We start from the raw sequence: 16,398 nt of genomic DNA, 5'->3' as shown, positions 1-16,398 counted from the left end.
CGCTAGTCCTCCATGTTTCCGCTTGCCCCGGCGTCGGCACGCCGGGCTCGTATCCGGACGATGCCGCCGGCCAGCACCCCTGCCACCGCCAGCCCGGTCACGCCGATGTCCGTCCACGCTCCGAGTTGATCCGACAGCGTAGTCTGCTGCCGCAGCGGCACGCGTTCGACCAGCGATGCCGCGGTGAACAGGCCGGTCGACCGCGTAACGCCGCCGTCGGGTGCGACGATAGCGCTCACCCCGCTGGTGGCGGGCACCACGACCGCCCGGTCGTGTTCCACCGCACGCAACCGCGAGATCGCCAGCTGCTGGTAGCTCATCTCCCCCGGCCCGAACCAGGCGTTGTTGGTGGGGGTGAACAGCACCTCCGCGCCGGCGAGCACGGCGTCGCGGGCCGGGTAGTCGAAGGCCACCTCGTAGCAGATGGTGGTGCCGAAGACCAGGTCGCGGCTGTGCAGCGCGGGCGGTTCCCCCGAGCCCGGGAGCATGTCGCCGGTGTCGTCGACGAACGGGGTGACCAGGCGGGCGAGGTCGCGGGCGGGCACGTACTCGCCGAAGGGCACCAGCTGCTGCTTGGCGTAGCGCTCCCCCGGCCCGGTCCGCGGGTCCCACACGATCATCGAGTTCTGCACGGCGCCGTCGGCGGCGCGGTGGAGGGCGCCGACGAGCATCGGCACGCCGAACTCGCGGGCGAGCCGGTCGAGCTCGGGGTCGCGGCGGCCTTCGGTGACGTCGGTGGCGGTTTCCGGCCACACCACCAGGTCCGGCTGCGGCACCCGCCCGGCGCGGATGTCGGCGAGCAGCCGCTCGCTCTGCACCAGGTGGTTCTCGCGCAGTTCACGGCGGCGGCCCAGCAGCGCCAGCCCGACGTCGGGGGCGTTGCCCTGCACGATCGCCACGGTCAGCGAGCCGTGCGGGGCGGCCCCGCCCAGGAAGGGCCACACCAGCAGCCCCGCCGCCAGCGGCAGCGCCGTGGCCGCCGCGGCGAGCACCACCGCACCCCGGCGGCGGGCACGCAGCAGCGCGGCCAGGCCGAACCCGGTCACCGCGACCGCGAACCCGACCAGCGGGGCGCCGCCGAGCGAGGCCAGCGCCAGGAAGGCGCCTTCGGGCTGGGTGAACGCCACCCGGCCCCAGGCGAACCCGCCCAGCGGCCACACCGAGCGCGGCAGCTCCACCGCCACCACCACCAGCGCCATCCACACCGGGGCACCGGGCAACCGCGCCACCCAGGTGTTCACCCCGCCGCACAGCCCGGCGAAGGCGGCCAGCACGGCGGAGACCCCCAGCCACGGCAGCGGCCCGAAGTCGGCGCCGAGGAAGTCGTTGAGCCAGGTGAACAGCGGCAGGAACCAGCCGAGGCCGAACACGAAGCCGTAACCGAAACCACCCCAGAACCGGCGGCCGTGCGCGAGCAGGCCCCAGCCGGCGAAGGCCAGCGGCGCCAGCCACCACAGCGGGCGGGGCGCGAAGCTGAGGTAGAGCAGCACCCCGGACACCGCGGCGGCGAGCAGGCGCAGCAGCCACGGGCGCCACGGCCGGCGCGCGCGGCCGGGAACCGGCTCCACGGCGGTCGCTGTCACGGTCACGACCTTAGGCACCGGAGGTGAACTCGTCGTGCAGGATCCGTCCCGCGTGGACGGTGCGCAGGCAGCGCGGCAGTTCGGCACCCGGGTCCAGCGGCGGCAGCGACGGCACCCCGGACCGCGGGTCGGTGGACCAGCGCTGCACCCGGGCGTCCGCGGCCGGGGCGACCAGCTCGGCGGCGGCCCAGATCGCGTAGTGCGCGGGCGCCCCGGGCTGCAGGGTGCCGGTGACGCCGTCGCTGATCCCGGCGGCGCGGTGCCCGCCGCGGGTGTGGGCGCCGAACGCGGCCCTGGCCGAGATCCCGGAGCCGGGCGTGTGGTGGTGCACCGCCGCGCGGACCGCGGCCCACGGGTCGACCGCGGTCACCGGGCAGTCCGAGCCGAAGGCCAGCGGCACGCCCGCGGCGGCGAGCGCGGAGAACGGGTTGAGCGCGGCGGCCCGCTCACCGAGGCGGCGGGCGTACATGCCGTGCTCGCCGCCCCAGTAGGCGTCGAACAGCGGCTGGACCGAGGCGGTGACCCCCCAGCCGGCCAGCGCCGCGGCCTGCTCGGCGGTGACCATCTCCAGGTGTTCCAGCCGGTGCCTGCGGGCGGCCAGCGCGCGGCGGCCGACTTCCCGCTCGGCCAGTTCGAACCCGCGCACCACCTCGGCGGCCGCGGCGTCGCCGATGACGTGGAACCCGGCCTGCAGCCCGGCTTCGGTGGCCGCGACCAGGTGCGCGGCGATGCCCTCGGCGTCGCGGTAGAGCGAGCCGCGGCCGGGGCCGTCGGCGTAGGGCTCGAGCAGGGCGGCGGTGCGGGAGCCGAGCGCGCCGTCGACGAACAGGTCACCGGCCAGGCCGCGGGCCCCGAGCCGGCGGGCGGTCTCGACCGCGCCGGGCTCACCCCAGTAGCCCACGACCTCGGGCAGGGCGGGATCGGCGGCCAGGGCGAGCAGGTCGGCCAGGTCCTGCTCGCCGGAGATGTCCGGGCCGGCGCACTCGTGGACGCTGACGATGCCGCGGGCCGCGGCGGTGCGCAGGAACGCCTCCTGCGCGCGGCGGCGTTGCGCGGCGGTGAGGTTGTCCCGCATGGCCCGGCGGGCGTGGTGGTGCGCGTCGCGGGTGAGCGGGCCGGTCTCGGACCAGCCCCCGGCCTGCTTCGCCGCGGGCACCAGCTCGACCAGCGCGCTGGAGACCAGGGCGGAGTGCACGTCGACGCGGCTGAGGTAGACCGGGGCGCCGCCGGCGGCTTCGTCCAGTTCGGCGCGGCTGGGCAGGCGCGGGCTGGTCCAGCTCGACTCGTCCCAGCCGTGGGCGATGAGGACCTCGCCGGGGCGCACCGCTTCGCTCACCGCGGCGAGCAGCTCACCGGCGTCGTGGACGGCGCTGAGGTCGAGGCCGTCGAGGTGCAGGCCGGTGGCGGTGCTGTGCACGTGCGCGTCGACGAAGGCGGGGGCGACGAACGCGCCGTCGAGCTGGACGACCTCGGCGCCGGGGTGCAGCGCCCGGCCGGGGCCGTCCTGGCCCACCCAGACCACGGTGCCGCCGGTGACCGCCATCGCGGTGGCATCAGGTGAGCCCGGCGTGTGGATGCGTCCGCCGAGCAGGAGCGTCGTGCTGCTTTCCGTCACGGGCCCCAAGTCTGCCCGGTGCACCCGACCGGGTGAGCAACCAGGGCAGTCCAGAAGATTTTACGTTTTATCGCCGGTGTGACAGGATATTTTAACGCGTTCCCGACGACGAGGAGTACAAGTGACTGCGACCCAGGAACCTGTGGCCCCCGCCGAAACAGCCGGCCCCGCTGTCGACACCGCGGTCGAGCAGCCCTACGCCTACGCCCGCGAGGAGCTGGTCGAGCCCGACTGGCGGCGCTTCCCCGGCTGGCGGGACGTGACCGAGGCCGAATGGCGCGACCCGCAGTGGCAGCGGGTCAAGTGCGTGCGCAACGTCAAGCAGCTGCGGCTGCTGATGGGTGAGCTGCTCGAGGACCGCTTCTACGAGGACCTGCTCGCCGACCAGCGCGAGATGGCCACCATGTCGATGCTGCTGCCGCCGCAGATGCTCAACACCATGGCCCCGCACGCCGGGGTCGACCCGGCGAAGTTCACCGAGGCCTTCTACGCCGACCCGATCCGGCGGTACATGCTGCCGGTGCGCAGCGACCGGCACCCGGTGTGGCCCTCGCACCCGCACTCCGAGCGCGACTCCCTGCACGAGGCCGAGATGTGGGTGGTGGAGGGGCTGACCCACCGCTACCCCACCAAGGTGCTCGCCGAACTGCTCTCCACCTGCCCGCAGTACTGCGGGCACTGCACCCGGATGGACTTGGTCGGCAACTCCACCGAGCTGATCGACAAGCACAAGCTCACCCTCAAGCCGGTCGACCGCCAGGACGCGATGATCGGCTACCTCGAGCGCACGCCGGGCGTGCGCGACGTGGTGGTCTCCGGCGGGGACGTGGCGAACGTGCCGTGGCACCAGCTGGAGTCGTTCCTGATGCGGGTGCTCGACATCGAGACCGTGCGCGACGTGCGGCTGGCCACCAAGGCGCTGGCCGCGCTGCCGCAGCACTGGCTGGCGCCGAAGGTGGTCGAGGGCCTGCAGCGGGTGGCGCTGACCGCCCAGCGGCGCGGGGTCAACCTGGCCATCCACACCCACGTCAACCACGCGCAGTCGGTGACCCCGCTGGTCGCCGAAGCCGCCAGGACCGCGCTGGACGTCGGCGTGCGGGACGTGCGCAACCAGGGGGTGCTCATGCGCGGGGTCAACGCCACCCCGGCGCAGCTGCTCGACCTGTGCTTCGCGCTGCAGGGCGAGGCGAACATCCTGCCGTACTACTTCTACATGTGCGACATGATCCCCAACGCCGAGCACTGGCGCGTCTCGGTCGCCCAGGCGCAGGAGCTGCAGCACGCGATCATGGGTTACCTGCCCGGGTACGCCACCCCGCGCATCGTCTGCGACGTGCCCTACGTCGGCAAGCGGTGGGTGCACCAGCTCGCCGAATACGACCGCGAGAAGGGCATTTCGTACTGGACCAAGAACTACCGCACCGGCATCGAACTCGACGACGCCGAGGCGTTGCAGCGGCGCTACCCCTACTACGACCCGATCGACACCCTGCCCGAAACCGGGCGGCAGTGGTGGACCCGGGGGAACGCGGCGGAATAGCGGTTCCAACTCTCGCTGACGCGATTTCCCCGCTTCGGGAAGCGTGCTGCCATCCGGTGGCACCGACCGGATTCCCCGGCCGGTGCCACCGGATGAATGCGCAACGGCGCGAAGTTCGCCGCAGCTGCTCCTCAGCAGTAGAACTCGCGCTGCGGCGACGACAGGTCGCGCCAGCCGACGCCGGGTGTTTCGTAGCGGATGTAGTACCTGCCCAACCACACCAGTCCGCCGTTGGGTGTGTAGCGGTACATGAACCGGTATTCGAAGGTGAACGGCCCGCTGGTCCGGTAGAAGGTGCCGGTCGGGCAGTTCTGCCCGTTCAGGCTCGGCGGGACGATCTCCGCGCGCGGCTCCGCGGCGGCGGCGGTCCCGCTCAGCACCACGAGGGACGTGGCCACCGCGAGCAGCAGTTTCTTCAGCACGGGCGAAAGCCTCCAGTCGAATCGGGTTGGCCGATGCCCCGGAAAGCTATCTCCTCGCCCGCACCCGCCACGGCGCATTCAGCAATCGCTGAATCGTGGCCTGCGGCCATCCGGTGACCTCGGCAGCCTCGGGCGAATGGCGCTGTCGAAACGGGAACGGGAACAATTCCTCGCCGAACCGCACACCGGGGCGTTGTCGGTGGCCGGGGGAACCGGACGCGCCCCGCTGACCGTGCCCATCTGGTACCGGTACACCCCCGGCGGGCAGCTAAGGCCCGCGCCATCGAAGCCGCCGGCCGGTTCGGCCTGATGGTGCAGCGGACCACGCCGACCGTGCGCTACGTCACCGTCGAGGGAGCGGTGACCGGGACCGCGCCCGGCAGCCACGAACGGTCCTGGGAAATGGCCGCGCGCTACCTCGAACCGGACGAGGTGGCCGGTTTCGTCGACCACGAGCGGACCCGGCTCGGCGAGCACATCGCCATCTTCCTGCGGCCCGAGCACTGGGTCTCCGCCGACCCGGGGGCGTTCTGAACCCGGGTCACCACCCGAGGCTGACGTTGCAGGCGGCCAGCCACGCGTTGAGCCGGACCGGGGTCTCGTCGTGCAGCGCCCGGTCGATCATCGACGGCGCCCGCTTGACCGGCGCGTCGAGGTGCGCCTGGATCGCGTCGAGGTCGAACAGCGGCAGCCCCGGCGCACCCGGGTCCGCGGCGACCTCGGCCAGCTCCCGCTTGAGCATCCGGTCGTAACCCGGGTCCTGGGTCGAGGGGTACGGGGCCTTGCGGCGCTCGACGATCGAGCGCGGCAGCAGGTCCTCGGTCGCCGCGCGCAGCAGGCTCTTCTCCCGGCCGTCGAAGGTCTTGGCCGACCACGGCGCGTTGAACACGTACTCCACCAGCCGGTGGTCGCAGAACGGCACCCGCACCTCCAGGCCGTTGGCCATGCTCATCCGGTCCTTGCGGTCCAGCATGATCGGCAGGAACCGGGTCAGGTTCAGGTAGCTCGCGGTCCGCATCCGGTGCTCCTGCGCGGATTCGCCGTCCAGGTGCGGCACCTCGGCCACCGCGGTGCGGTACTGGTCGGCGATGTAGGCGGGCAGGTCCAGCTCCTTGACCAGGTCCTGGCTCAGGAACGCGGTGGCCTCCTCGGTGACCGGGCGGGCCCCGAGCACGTGCCACGGGAAGGTCTCCCCCGCGACCGCCCGCTCGTCGTGGAACCACAGGTAACCGCCGAACACCTCGTCGGCGGACTCCCCCGACAGCGCCACGGTCGACTCCTCGCGCACCGCCTGGAACAGCAGGTACAGCGACGGGCCGTGGTCGCCGATGCCGTAGGGCAGGTCCCAGGCGTCCCACACCGCCGAGCGCACCCGCGGCGCGGCCAGGTCCGCGTTGTCCAGCAGGATCTCCCGGTGCTTGGTGCCCACGTGCTCGACCAGCTCCGCGGCGAACGGCGCGTCCGGGGCCTCCCGGAACACCTCCGGTTCGAAGTTCTCCACGTGCCCCACGAAATCCACCGAGAAGCTGCGGATGCGGTCACCGCTACCGGCGTCGAGCGCGCCCTGGGCCAGCGCGGTCAGCGCACTGGAGTCCAGGCCACCGGAGAGCAGGGTGCACAGCGGCACGTCGGCGACCATCTGCCGGGGCACGATGTCGTCCAGCAGCGCCCGCACGGTGCGCACGCTCGTGCCCACGTCGTCGGTGTGCGGCTGGGCCACCAGCCCCCAGTACCGCTCCTCGGACAGCTGCCCGCGCCGCACGCGCACCAGGTGACCCGGGCGCACCTCGTACATGCCCTCCAGCGGGGTCTGCCCCGGCACGCGCAGGAACGAGAGCACGTCGCGCAGCCCGTCGAGCGAGAGCACCGCGCGGCTGCCGGGGTGGGCCAGGATCGCCTTGGCCTCGGAGCCGAACAGCACCCCGTCACGGGTCGGGTAGTAGTACAGCGGCTTGATGCCCAGCCGGTCCCGGTAGAGCAGCAGTTCCTCGTGGCGGGCGTCCCACACGGCGAAGGCGAACATGCCGTTGAGCCGCCCCACGAACCCCGGGCCCCACTCCAGGTACGCCCGCAGCACCACCTCGGTGTCGCTGCGGGTGGCGAAGCGGTGCCCGCGGCCTGCCAGCTCCTCGCGGAGCTCGCCGAAGTTGTACACCTCACCGCTGTAGCTGATCGCCGCCACCGGGCTGCCGTCGGCCAGCGTCTCCGGGGTGAGCATCGGCTGGGCGCCACCCTCGAGATCGATCACCGACAGGCGGCGGTGACCCAGCGCGACGTGCGGGGCGGTCCAGCAGCCCTCGGCATCCGGGCCGCGCCGGACCATCGTGTCCACCATCTTCCGCAGCACCCGCGTCTCGCCGGTGAGATCGCGAGCGAAGTCGGCCCAGCCGACGATTCCGCACATCGCACACCCTTCTTCCGGTTTTGCCGGTGATTCGCCGAATCCCATCAAGCGGTGCCCCAGCCAGTCCCCGCACCGCGATCTCAGCCACCATTATTGTAACTTTCCCACCACACCCCGGCGACCCGGGACGCCCGGCGAGGAATTTGCTTGCCAATTCGAACGATTATCCACTTCGGACATTTCCCCGGCGTCCGCGCACCCGCCCGCCCGCCATTCGGCGGATTGACCGGGGTGCCGAACGGTGGAAGTCGAGTGGGATTCCCAGTGCGGGTCCCGGCATATCGGAACAACTGCGCCGCCCCGGTCGACACCGGCACCATCGTGCGGTACAGGTAGGAATTGACCAGCGGACAGTCAGCCGACGGCGGGCCGCCGAAATTTCACCCACGGTAACCCGTGGTCACGGGGGGCGGAGCACCGAAGGGGAAACAGTGCCGGAGCCAACACAACAGGATGTCAGGAGCGCTTTCGACGGAAACCTCCCGGCGCCGCGGAACACCGGTTCCGTGATCGTCGTCGGGGCCGGGCTGGCCGGTCTCGGCGCCGCCTACGAACTGGCGAAACGAGGGACCCGGGTCACGGTGTTCGAAGCCACCGGACGACCCGGCGGGCGCACGCGCACCCTGCGTCACCCGTTCTCCGACGGCCTCTACGCCGAAGCCGGCGCCATGACCGTCACCGAGAACTGCCACTACACCATGCACTACCTGCGTGAGCTGGGACTGGGCCTGGACCCCAGCGACCTCGTCGACACCGATTTCCGCTACTACCGCAACGGGATGCGCATCCGGCCCGACCAGATCACCGAGCACGCGGAGTCACTCGGGCTGGCACCGCACGAACGCGGACTCGGCGTCGGTGACCTGCTCGCCGAGTACGTCACCAAGCCCAACCAGGACATCGGCCCGGAACTGCTGGAGCTGACCTGGTCCCCGACCCCGCGCCTGCTCGAACTCGACCGGCTCTCGGTGCGGCGGGTGCTCGAGCAGCGGGGTGCCTCGGCCGCGGCGATCAGCCTGATGGAACCGCTGTTCCTGGAGATGCGCGGCGGCGAGCTGGAATCGGCCTCGGCGATGGCGTGGGCGCGCTACGAGTCCGGGCCGCGGGCGCTGTCCACCGCCGACGCCAAGTGGCACAAGATCAGCGGCGGCACCGACCGGCTCGCCCACGCGCTGGCCGACCGGCTCAGCACGCAGATCCACTACGGCAAGCCGGTGGTCCGCATCGCGCAGGACGAGCACGAGGCGCGGGTGAGCTTCCTCGACCACGACCGGCTGCGCACGGCCGCCGCCGACCGCGTCATCGTCGCCGCGCCCTTCAGCAGCCTGCGCCGGGTCAACCTGTCCATGGCCGGGCTCCCCGCCGAGAAGCACGCGACCATCCGCCGGCTGCGGTACTGCTCCGCGGTCCGGGTCTTCCTCCAGGTGCGCCGGAAGTTCTGGCCGGAGGACAAGCTGATGCTCTCCACCGACACCACGATCTGCACCGTGCGTGACGCCACCCCGCGCCAGCCCGGGCAGCGCAAGATCGTCGAGGTGTGGTTCACCGGCTGGGCGGCGCAGGCGGTGGGCGGGCTCGGCCACGACGAGCAGGTCTCCTTCGCCCTGGCCGAGGTCGAGCCGATCCTGCCCGGCGTGCGGGAGCACTTCGAAACCGGCACCTCGATCGCCTGGGACAACGAGCCCTACGCCGAGGGCGCCTACCTCCTCCCGGAAAAGGGCCACAGCGAACTCATGGCGCACACCAGGACGCCGTCGGGCCGCATTCATTTCGCCGGCGAGCACACCGCTTTCGAACCCAACGGCGGCTCGATGAATTACGCACTGGAGTCGTCGATCAGAACCCTGGTCGAACTTTCCACTGACTGAACCGCGTCGAAATGCGGGGGTTTTGACACGGTGTTACAGTAGGCCACGCCGAAATTTTGCAAGCTGCGGGGAGCCGATGACACACCGGTGCCTCCCGCTACGCGCGGTAACGCGGGATGACGGCAGAATTACCCACATAAACAACCGTCGACGAAAATTACCATCGGCGGTATCCGGGGGCGGCCGCGCTGGTGATCGCTTTCCGGGCCGAGGCCGCCGAACAACGGGTCGAACCCTGCCGTTGACCGGGACGCACAAGGAGATCGCGCTTTGCTTCACCCAGGCCCGCACGTGTTGGTCGTGGCGGATTGCGAGGGCGTCGAGGAGATGGTCAAGGACCTGCAGCGCCACGGCTTCGAGGCCGAGGCCGCCTCCACCGGGGCGGCGGCGATGGCCTCCTACGGCAGTTTCGACGTGGTGCTCATCGACCTGGACCTGACCGACTTCGACGGGCTCACCCTGTGCCGGGAGATCCGCAACGCCAGCGACGTGCCGATGATCGGCTTCGCCTCGGTGCGCGAACTCGACCGGGTGCTCGCCCTGGAAGGCGGCTGCGACGACTGCATCGAAAAGCCCTACCGCAGCCGGGAGCTGATGGCCCGCCTCGACGCCCTGCTGCGGCGCGTGCGCATGAGCTCCCAGCCCACCATCAACGCCGGTCGGCTGGAGATCTGCCCGGCACTGCACGAGGTCCGCGTCGGCGAGCGGCCGATCGACCTGACCCGCAAGGAGTTCGAACTGCTGCGCCTGCTCGCCACCGAGACCGACAAGGTGTTCACCAGGGCCGAGCTGCTGCGCCGGGTGTGGGCTTACGACAACGTCGACGACGAGGTGACCTCGCTGGCCAGCCGCACCATCGACACCCACCTGAGCAGCATCCGCAAGAAGCTCGGCTCCCCGGACTGGATCATCACCGTGCGCGGGGTCGGGTTCCGGTTCAACGAGCCGGTGCGGCCCAAGGCGGCCCAGGCAGGCCCGGCGGGCAGCGACGGCGCCGCCGGGTGAGCGGGCGGCCCGAGTCCTGAGTGGACGGCCCACCGGGCGACGCCGGGGCGAGATCGCCCAGTACCCCGGGAGGCCGCGGCCAAGCCGCCGCGAGCCCCGGAAGCGGGGCGGCCTCCGCGCTCCCCGCGGGCCACCGCTGAGGCGAGCCTTGCAGCACCCCGCCCGAGCTGCTGCAAGGCCACCGCGCGGGACGGGTACCGCTGAGGCCAGGCCGCTCAGCATCCCCGGTGGGCCGCGCCGAGGGCACCGCGCAGTACCCCCGCGGGCCGCGGCCGGCCTGCCGCAGACCCGAACCGGGGCGGCCCCCGCCCGGCCGCCCGCTTCCGCCGCGGGTCAGCCGGCTCGTGCTCGGCGGAAGCCGTGACCCGACATCGCCACGTAGTCGTCGATGATGGTGTCCTGGTCCCGCCGCAGGTCCCGGCCGCGGCAGGCCGCGTCCAGCACCGAGCTGGCCTCCTGGTGCACCCGCTGCGCGGCGTCGTAGGGCACGTTGGTGAAGGCCACCAGCTGGTAGAGCGGGGTGTAGAGGTCCGGGTGCTGCTCGTGCAGCCGCACCTCCAGCGCCCGGCGCGCCAGGAACGACCGGCTGTTCACCCGGTTCGACAGCTCCTCGAAGTTGCGCAGCGACAGCTCGGCCAGCGCGTGCCCGGCCCCGACCCTGGCGTCGCTGTACTCCTCGACCACCGCCTCCGCGACGGCCCCGCTGTTCCCCCGCAGCGCGAACTGGAACTTCTCCAGCAACCGCGCCAGGGTGGCCACGTCCTCGAAGCTGCAGTTGATGCCCTGCCCGAAGAACGGCACCACGGCGTGCGCGGCGTCGCCGACCAGCACCGCGCGCCGGTGGTGGTAGGGAGCGCAGTTGACGATGCGCAGCTGCCCCGGCCCCCGGGTGGTCAGGTCCCGGCCGACCCCGGCCATCCGGACGAACACGTCGGGGAATTCGGCCGCGCAGTGGTTGCGGACCGCTTCGGGGGTGGTCAGCTCGGAGAAGTGCCGGTGCCGCGCGCTCCCGGCCAGCGGTTTGAACAGGCTCGTGGTGAAGGTCTGGTCCCGGTTCGGCTGGGCTTGCAGGAAGTGGTCGTCACGCGGCCACAGGTGCATCCCGGTCGGGTCGGCGTCGCCGTAGTCCATGGTGATCTCGGCGTAGCCGTGGGCGATGGTGTCGCGTTCGACCCACATGCGGCCGTCGGCGGCGATGGCTTCCCGTACCGCGCTGTTGGCCCCGTCGCAGGCCACCAGCAGGTCACCGGTGACCCAGCTGGTCCGGCCACCGGCGTCGCGCAGCAGTGCCGCCGGGCGCGCGGTGTCGACCTCCAGGCACGACTGCCCGTAGTGGATGCGCGCCCCCGCCCGCAGCGCCTGGTCGCGCAGGATGTCCTGCAGCACCCCGCGGGGGATGGACAGCAGGTGGTGGGCGTGGGTGGCGCCGTAGGGCTGGGTGGAGATGGCGCCGTCGCGGTGGTGGATGATCCGCTTGACCAGCACCGAACCCTGCAGGTACAGCCGCCGCTTCACCGAGCGGGGCAGGCAGTCCAGCCCGCGTGAGGTGAGGGTGAGGTTGAACGAGTGGCCGGAACCGGTGCCCGCCGATTCCGCTCCCCGTTCGAACACGTCGACTTCCAGTCCCTGCCGCCGCAGCAGCGTGGCCAGTGCGCAGCCGACCGGACCGGCGCCGACGACCACCACCGAACGCGGTTCTGACTCAGGCATGACGACCTCCCGGGTAGCCCCCGTCGGGCGGTGGAACGGCGCCGACGGCGCGAAAGTACTCGAACATCCGGCGGATCCAGTCCGGGTCCGCCGCCGGATCCGGGCAGCCGACCTCGGTCAGCGCACGCCGGGTCCGCTCGTTGCCGAAGGACAGCGCGCCCAGGCGCAGCACGCCCTCCCGCATCAGCGGCACCAGCGGTCCGAGGCCCCGTCCCCCGGTCTCCGCCTGGCTTTCCAGTGCCGCCAGCCACGCCGGGCCCGAGGCCGGGTCCACCGGATAGCCCTCGGCCCGGATGGTGTCGATGATCTCCGGCCAGGCCAGTCCCTCGGCGTGGTGGAGGTGCCAGTTCTCGTCGTCCGGCTTGCCCTCGGACAACGCGATGATCGCCCTGGCCACGTGGTCCACCGGCAGCAGGTCGACCGCCGGTGCGCCGCCGAGGTCCTCGGGGTAGCAGCCCAGCAGCGCGAACCCCTTCACCTGCAACCAGAAGAAGTCGTCGTGGCGGCAGGCGCCGGTGCGGCTGTGCCCGCCGATGCGGCCCACGCGGTGCAGCGTCACCGGCAGCCCGGCCTCCCGCGCCTGCAGCGCGAGGTGCTCGGCGACCCACTTGCTCTGCGAGTACCCGATGCCCAGCGACGCCGGGTCCCCCGGCACCGTGTGCTCCTCGACCGGCCCGGACGTGGCGTCGGGCGGGAAGACCCCGAGGGTGGAGACCAGCCGCAGCGGGGTGCGGTTGAGCCCGCAGAACGCCAGCAGCTGCCGCAGGCCGTCGACGTTGGTGCGCTTGACCGTGTGGTACGGCACGACGAAGTTGATGTGCGCCGCCGCGTGGTAGACCTCGCTGACCGCCAGCGCCTGCGCCCGGTACTCCTGTTCCCCCAGCCCGAACCGCGGCTCGGCGAGGTCACCGAGGCAGATCTCGGCGCCGTCGAGGCGGGACGGGTCGAGCGCGAACTTCTCGAACGCCTCCCGCAGCCGCTGGTGTGCCTGCTCGGCACCGTCCGCCCGGACCAGGCAGCGCACGCGGTGCCCGGTGCGCAGCAGTTCGTCGAGCAGGTGGCTGCCGAGGAAGCCGGTGGCGCCGGTGAGCAGCACCACGCCGTGCTCCGGTTCCCGCCGCCGCTGCACCACCAGCCGCCCGAGCCGGGCTTCGGCCCGCAGGTCCAGCGCCGGGGCCTCGTGGCCGCCCAGGCTCTTGGTCATGCCCGGCACGGTCGGGGTGCGCAGCAGCGCCGAGAGCTCGACCTCGGTGCCGAAGCGCCGCTTGACCGACCGGTGCAGGCGGGCCGCGAGCAGCGAATTGCCGCCCAGTGCGAAGAAGTCGGCGTCCGGGGTCACCGGCGGGTGCCCGAGCACCTCGGCCCACACCTGCGCCATCTCCCGTTCCGCGCCCGACCACTCGCACGTCGGCGCGGGACCGCTGTCCTGGACCGGCAGCGCGGCCAGTGCCCGGCGGTCGGTCTTGCCGTTGGCGTTGACCGGGATGGCCTCGAGGCGGGTGACCTGGCGGGGGATCATGTAGCCGGGCAGCACGGCAGCGAGCCGGGCGCGCCAGTCCGCCGGCGGGTCCTGCTCGCCGCGCACGAACGCGTGCAGCACCCGGTCCCCACCCGCGGGCACCGCGATCACCGCCGCCGCGTCCACCCCCAGCTCCCGTTCCAGCGCGGCCTCGACCTCACCCGGCTCGACCCGGTAACCGCGGATCTTGACCTGGTCGTCGGCCCGGCCGCGGTAGTGCAGCCGCCCGTCCGGGGCCAGCACCACCACATCACCGGTGCGGTACATCGTCTGGCCGGGCGTGACCGGGTCGGGCACCATGGCCTGGCGCGTCTTCTCCGGCAACCCCAGGTAACCGGGGGACACCACCGGGCCGCTGATGCACAGCTCACCCTCGACCCCGAACGGCGCCCGCTGCCCGGCGTCGCCGAGCACGTGGGCGTCGACCCCGTCGACCACCCGGCCGATGGACGGCATGGCCGGCCACCGGCCGGGATCGGCCGGGAGCCGGTCCTGGCTGCACAGGTGCGCCTCGGACGGGCCGTAGGCGTTGATCAGCCGCGCGCCGGGGTGGCGCCGGAACATCTCCCGCAGGTCCTCGGTGACCACCAGCCGCTCACCGGTGACGTAGACCTCCCGCAGGTGCGGCAGGTCCACTTCGGACGTCCGCAGCGCGGCGGCGAGTTCACGCAGCGCGACGTAGGGGAAGAACACCCGCTCGATGCGCTGCTCGGCCAGCAGCGCGGCCAGCGCCTCGAAGTCGGTGCGCGCCGGTTCCGGCGGCACGACCAGCGTGCCGCCGTTGCCCAGGGCGCCGAAGACCTCGATGGCGAACACGTCGAAGGCCGGGGGCATGTACTGCAGCGTGCGCATCGGCGTGCCCGCCTGGTTGTGCACCAGGTTGGCCAGCGTGGCCTCGGTCAGCTCGACGCCCTTGGGACGGCCGGTGGAACCGGAGGTGTACACGACGTACGCGGCGTCCTGCGGGGTCTTCCGCGGTCCTTCCAGCGGCGCGGACCCCAGTTCGTCCAGGGTGAGCGCGTCGGCCACCGGCAGGCCGGTCTTCTCCGCGCACAACAGCAGCTGCGCGCCGCAGTCGGTCAGTTCGAAGCTCAGCCGGTCCCGCGGCTGGGCGAGGTCGAGCACGACGTAACTGCCGCCCGCGCGCAGGATGCCCAGCACCGCGGTCACCAGGTCCAGGCCGGGGCGCAGCAGCACCGCGACCGGGCGGCCGTCCCGGATCCCCCGCTCCGCCAGCCCTTCGGCCACCGCGTCGGCGCGCCGGAGCAGTTCGGCGTAGCTGGTCGTGGTGCCGTCCGCGACCACCGCGGGCGCGGCACCGACGGTGGTCGCGGCCGCGGCGACCAGGTCGGCGGTCAGTTCGGTGCCCAGCTCGGGTGCCGCGGTCCGGCGTGCGCACCACTCGGTGATGGCCCGCTCTTCGGCGTCGCTGATCCAGCGCAGGGCGGGCACTTCCGCATCCGGGTCGGCGAGCACGCTTCCGACCAGGGTTTCCAGTCGCTGCGCCAGGAACGCGGTGAAGGGCTCGCCATCGGGTGAGGTGCTCGCGTGCTCGACGATCAGGGTGAACCGGTCGGGCAGTTCGTCCACGGTGAGCGCCAGGTCGTACTTGGCGCCCCCCGGCGGGTGCTCCCAGGTCTCCACGCCCCAGCCGGGCAGGTCCAGGCGGCGGGCGCCGGAGGGCATCACGGTGACCATCGCCTTGAACAGGTCGGCACCGGACACGCCGAGGGCGCCGACCACGGCTTCCAGCGGGGTGTGCCGGTGCCGCAGCGCGCCGAGCACCTCCCGCTTCACCGCCCGCAGCACCTCACGCGCGGTCGTGCCCCGGGTCAGCCGGTGGCGCAGCACCACGGTGTTGGTCAGGTGCCCGAGCACTTCAGCGTCCCCGGTCTCGCGCACGCTCACCGGCAAACCCAGCAGCAGGTCGTCCTGCCGGGTTTGCCGGTGCAGCAGCACAAACCCGAGGGCGAGGAAGAACATGCTGGTGGTGATGCCCTCGGCGGCGCAGAACTCCCGCACCCGTGCCGAAAGCCGCTCGTCCAGGGCCAGCCGCCGGGTCACGTTGCGCACCGGCTGCTCCCCGGGCAGCCCGATCGGCACCGCGACCGGGGCACCGGCGAGCTTGTCGCACCAGAACTCCGTGCCCCCGCACCGCTGCGCCCAGCGGGCGTAGGCCGCCGGGGCCTGGCGTTCCGGGGGCGCCGGTGGTTCCCGGCCCTCGGCCAGCGCCGTGTACGTGGCCGCCAACCGGGTCAGGTAGGGCCGCCAGGACAGGCCGTCGAACACCGTGTGGTGGATGTTGACCACCAGCACCCCCGGGCCGTCGCCGGAGCGCAGGTGCCGGATGCGGGCGAGCGGGCCGCGGCGCAGGTCGAACTCGGTGCGCGCGACCTCGGCCACCTGCTCGGCCACCCACGCTTCCCGGTCGCCGCCGGGGTGGTCGCGGACCTCGGTGATCGGTTCGAGTTCCCCGTGCACCACCTGCCGCAGTTCGCCGTCGGCGCCCATCTCGAAGGTGGTGCGCAACGCGATGTGGGCCTGGTGCTCCACCCGCAGCGCGCCGACCAGGACGTCGTGGTCCAGCGGTACCCGCGGGCGCAGCAGCAGCGGCTGGTTGTACGCGGTGGGGTCGTCCCCGTAGGTGCTGGCGAACCACAGGCCGGGCTGGGCCGGTGACGCCGGCAGCCGGTCCGCGCCGGTCACGGGTCGCAGGCTCGTGGTACTCATGG

General features: G+C 72.5%; 11 protein-coding genes. 5 read left to right on the top strand and 6 right to left on the bottom strand.

Going from position 1 to position 16,398, the window contains the following annotated elements; translation table 11 throughout:
* Window positions 1–2 precede the first annotated feature (2 nt).
* Both lnt and AC07EG_RS22655 read right to left on the bottom strand, forming a co-directional pair.
* Complete coding sequence (lnt, locus tag AC07EG_RS22660; RefSeq protein WP_478255141.1) at window positions 3–1,583, bottom strand: apolipoprotein N-acyltransferase; 1,581 nt, start codon at window positions 1,581–1,583, stop codon at window positions 3–5.
* A gap of 10 nt (window positions 1,584–1,593) precedes the next feature.
* A complete protein-coding gene (locus tag AC07EG_RS22655; protein WP_478255140.1) occupies window positions 1,594–3,198 on the bottom strand; it encodes an amidohydrolase in 1,605 nt (534 codons plus the stop codon).
* 121 nt (window positions 3,199–3,319) lie between these two features.
* On the opposite strand from AC07EG_RS22655, the gene AC07EG_RS22650 reads away from it, so the two are divergent.
* On the top strand, window positions 3,320–4,738 hold the full coding sequence (locus AC07EG_RS22650) for a KamA family radical SAM protein (RefSeq protein WP_478255139.1): 1,419 nt from the start codon (window positions 3,320–3,322) through the stop codon (window positions 4,736–4,738).
* Window positions 4,739–4,869: 131 nt separating this feature from the next.
* On the opposite strand, the gene AC07EG_RS22645 is transcribed toward AC07EG_RS22650, so the two are convergent.
* Complete coding sequence (locus AC07EG_RS22645) at window positions 4,870–5,160, bottom strand: hypothetical protein (protein ID WP_478255138.1); 291 nt, start codon at window positions 5,158–5,160, stop codon at window positions 4,870–4,872.
* Window positions 5,161–5,296: 136 nt separating this feature from the next.
* On the opposite strand from AC07EG_RS22645, the gene AC07EG_RS22640 reads away from it, so the two are divergent.
* Together AC07EG_RS22640 and AC07EG_RS22635 are read left to right on the top strand one after the other, a co-directional pair.
* Window positions 5,297–5,470, top strand: a complete 174-nt coding sequence (locus AC07EG_RS22640) for a hypothetical protein (protein ID WP_478255137.1) — start codon at window positions 5,297–5,299, stop codon at window positions 5,468–5,470.
* Window positions 5,470–5,694 carry a hypothetical protein gene (locus AC07EG_RS22635; protein WP_478255136.1) on the top strand — a complete coding sequence of 75 codons (225 nt, stop codon included), beginning with the start codon at window positions 5,470–5,472 and terminating at the stop codon, window positions 5,692–5,694. The genes AC07EG_RS22640 and AC07EG_RS22635 overlap by 1 nt, the downstream gene beginning before the upstream one ends.
* Before the next feature lie 7 nt (window positions 5,695–5,701).
* On the opposite strand, the gene asnB is transcribed toward AC07EG_RS22635, so the two are convergent.
* Window positions 5,702–7,564, bottom strand: a complete 1,863-nt coding sequence (gene asnB / locus AC07EG_RS22630; protein WP_478255135.1) for an asparagine synthase (glutamine-hydrolyzing) — start codon at window positions 7,562–7,564, stop codon at window positions 5,702–5,704.
* Window positions 7,565–8,070: 506 nt separating this feature from the next.
* On the opposite strand from asnB, the gene AC07EG_RS22625 reads away from it, so the two are divergent.
* Both AC07EG_RS22625 and AC07EG_RS22620 read left to right on the top strand, forming a co-directional pair.
* Window positions 8,071–9,432 carry a flavin monoamine oxidase family protein gene (locus AC07EG_RS22625; protein WP_478255134.1) on the top strand — a complete coding sequence of 454 codons (1,362 nt, stop codon included), beginning with the start codon at window positions 8,071–8,073 and terminating at the stop codon, window positions 9,430–9,432.
* A gap of 300 nt (window positions 9,433–9,732) precedes the next feature.
* Window positions 9,733–10,437: a response regulator transcription factor gene (locus AC07EG_RS22620; protein ID WP_478255133.1), complete on the top strand. Its 705-nt coding sequence runs from the start codon at window positions 9,733–9,735 to the stop codon at window positions 10,435–10,437.
* A 333-nt stretch (window positions 10,438–10,770) separates the two neighbouring features.
* Here AC07EG_RS22620 and AC07EG_RS22615 read toward each other — a convergent pair whose 3' ends face one another.
* Window positions 10,771–12,147, bottom strand: a complete 1,377-nt coding sequence (locus tag AC07EG_RS22615; RefSeq protein ID WP_478255132.1) for an FAD-dependent oxidoreductase — start codon at window positions 12,145–12,147, stop codon at window positions 10,771–10,773.
* Window positions 12,140–16,396, bottom strand: a complete 4,257-nt coding sequence (locus tag AC07EG_RS22610) for a non-ribosomal peptide synthetase (protein WP_478255131.1) — start codon at window positions 16,394–16,396, stop codon at window positions 12,140–12,142. The genes AC07EG_RS22615 and AC07EG_RS22610 overlap by 8 nt, the downstream gene beginning before the upstream one ends.
* Between the last annotated feature and the right edge of the window lie 2 nt (window positions 16,397–16,398).

The organism is Amycolatopsis sp. NPDC045836 (genome assembly GCF_056431745.1).
This window is presented reverse-complemented; position numbering and strand designations above follow the sequence as displayed.

What these genes read in the sequence shown, in the direction of transcription:
- AC07EG_RS22640 (WP_478255137.1), top strand. Translation starts at nt 5,297, where the DNA reads ATGGCGCTGTCGAAACGGGAACGGGAACAATTCCTCGCCGAACCGCAC.
- AC07EG_RS22635 (WP_478255136.1), top strand. Translation starts at nt 5,470, where the DNA reads ATGGTGCAGCGGACCACGCCGACCGTGCGCTACGTCACCGTCGAGGGA.
- asnB (WP_478255135.1), bottom strand. Translation starts at nt 7,564, where the DNA reads ATGTGCGGAATCGTCGGCTGGGCCGACTTCGCTCGCGATCTCACCGGC.
- AC07EG_RS22615 (WP_478255132.1), bottom strand. Translation starts at nt 12,147, where the DNA reads ATGCCTGAGTCAGAACCGCGTTCGGTGGTGGTCGTCGGCGCCGGTCCG.
- AC07EG_RS22610 (WP_478255131.1), bottom strand. Translation starts at nt 16,396, where the DNA reads ATGAGTACCACGAGCCTGCGACCCGTGACCGGCGCGGACCGGCTGCCG.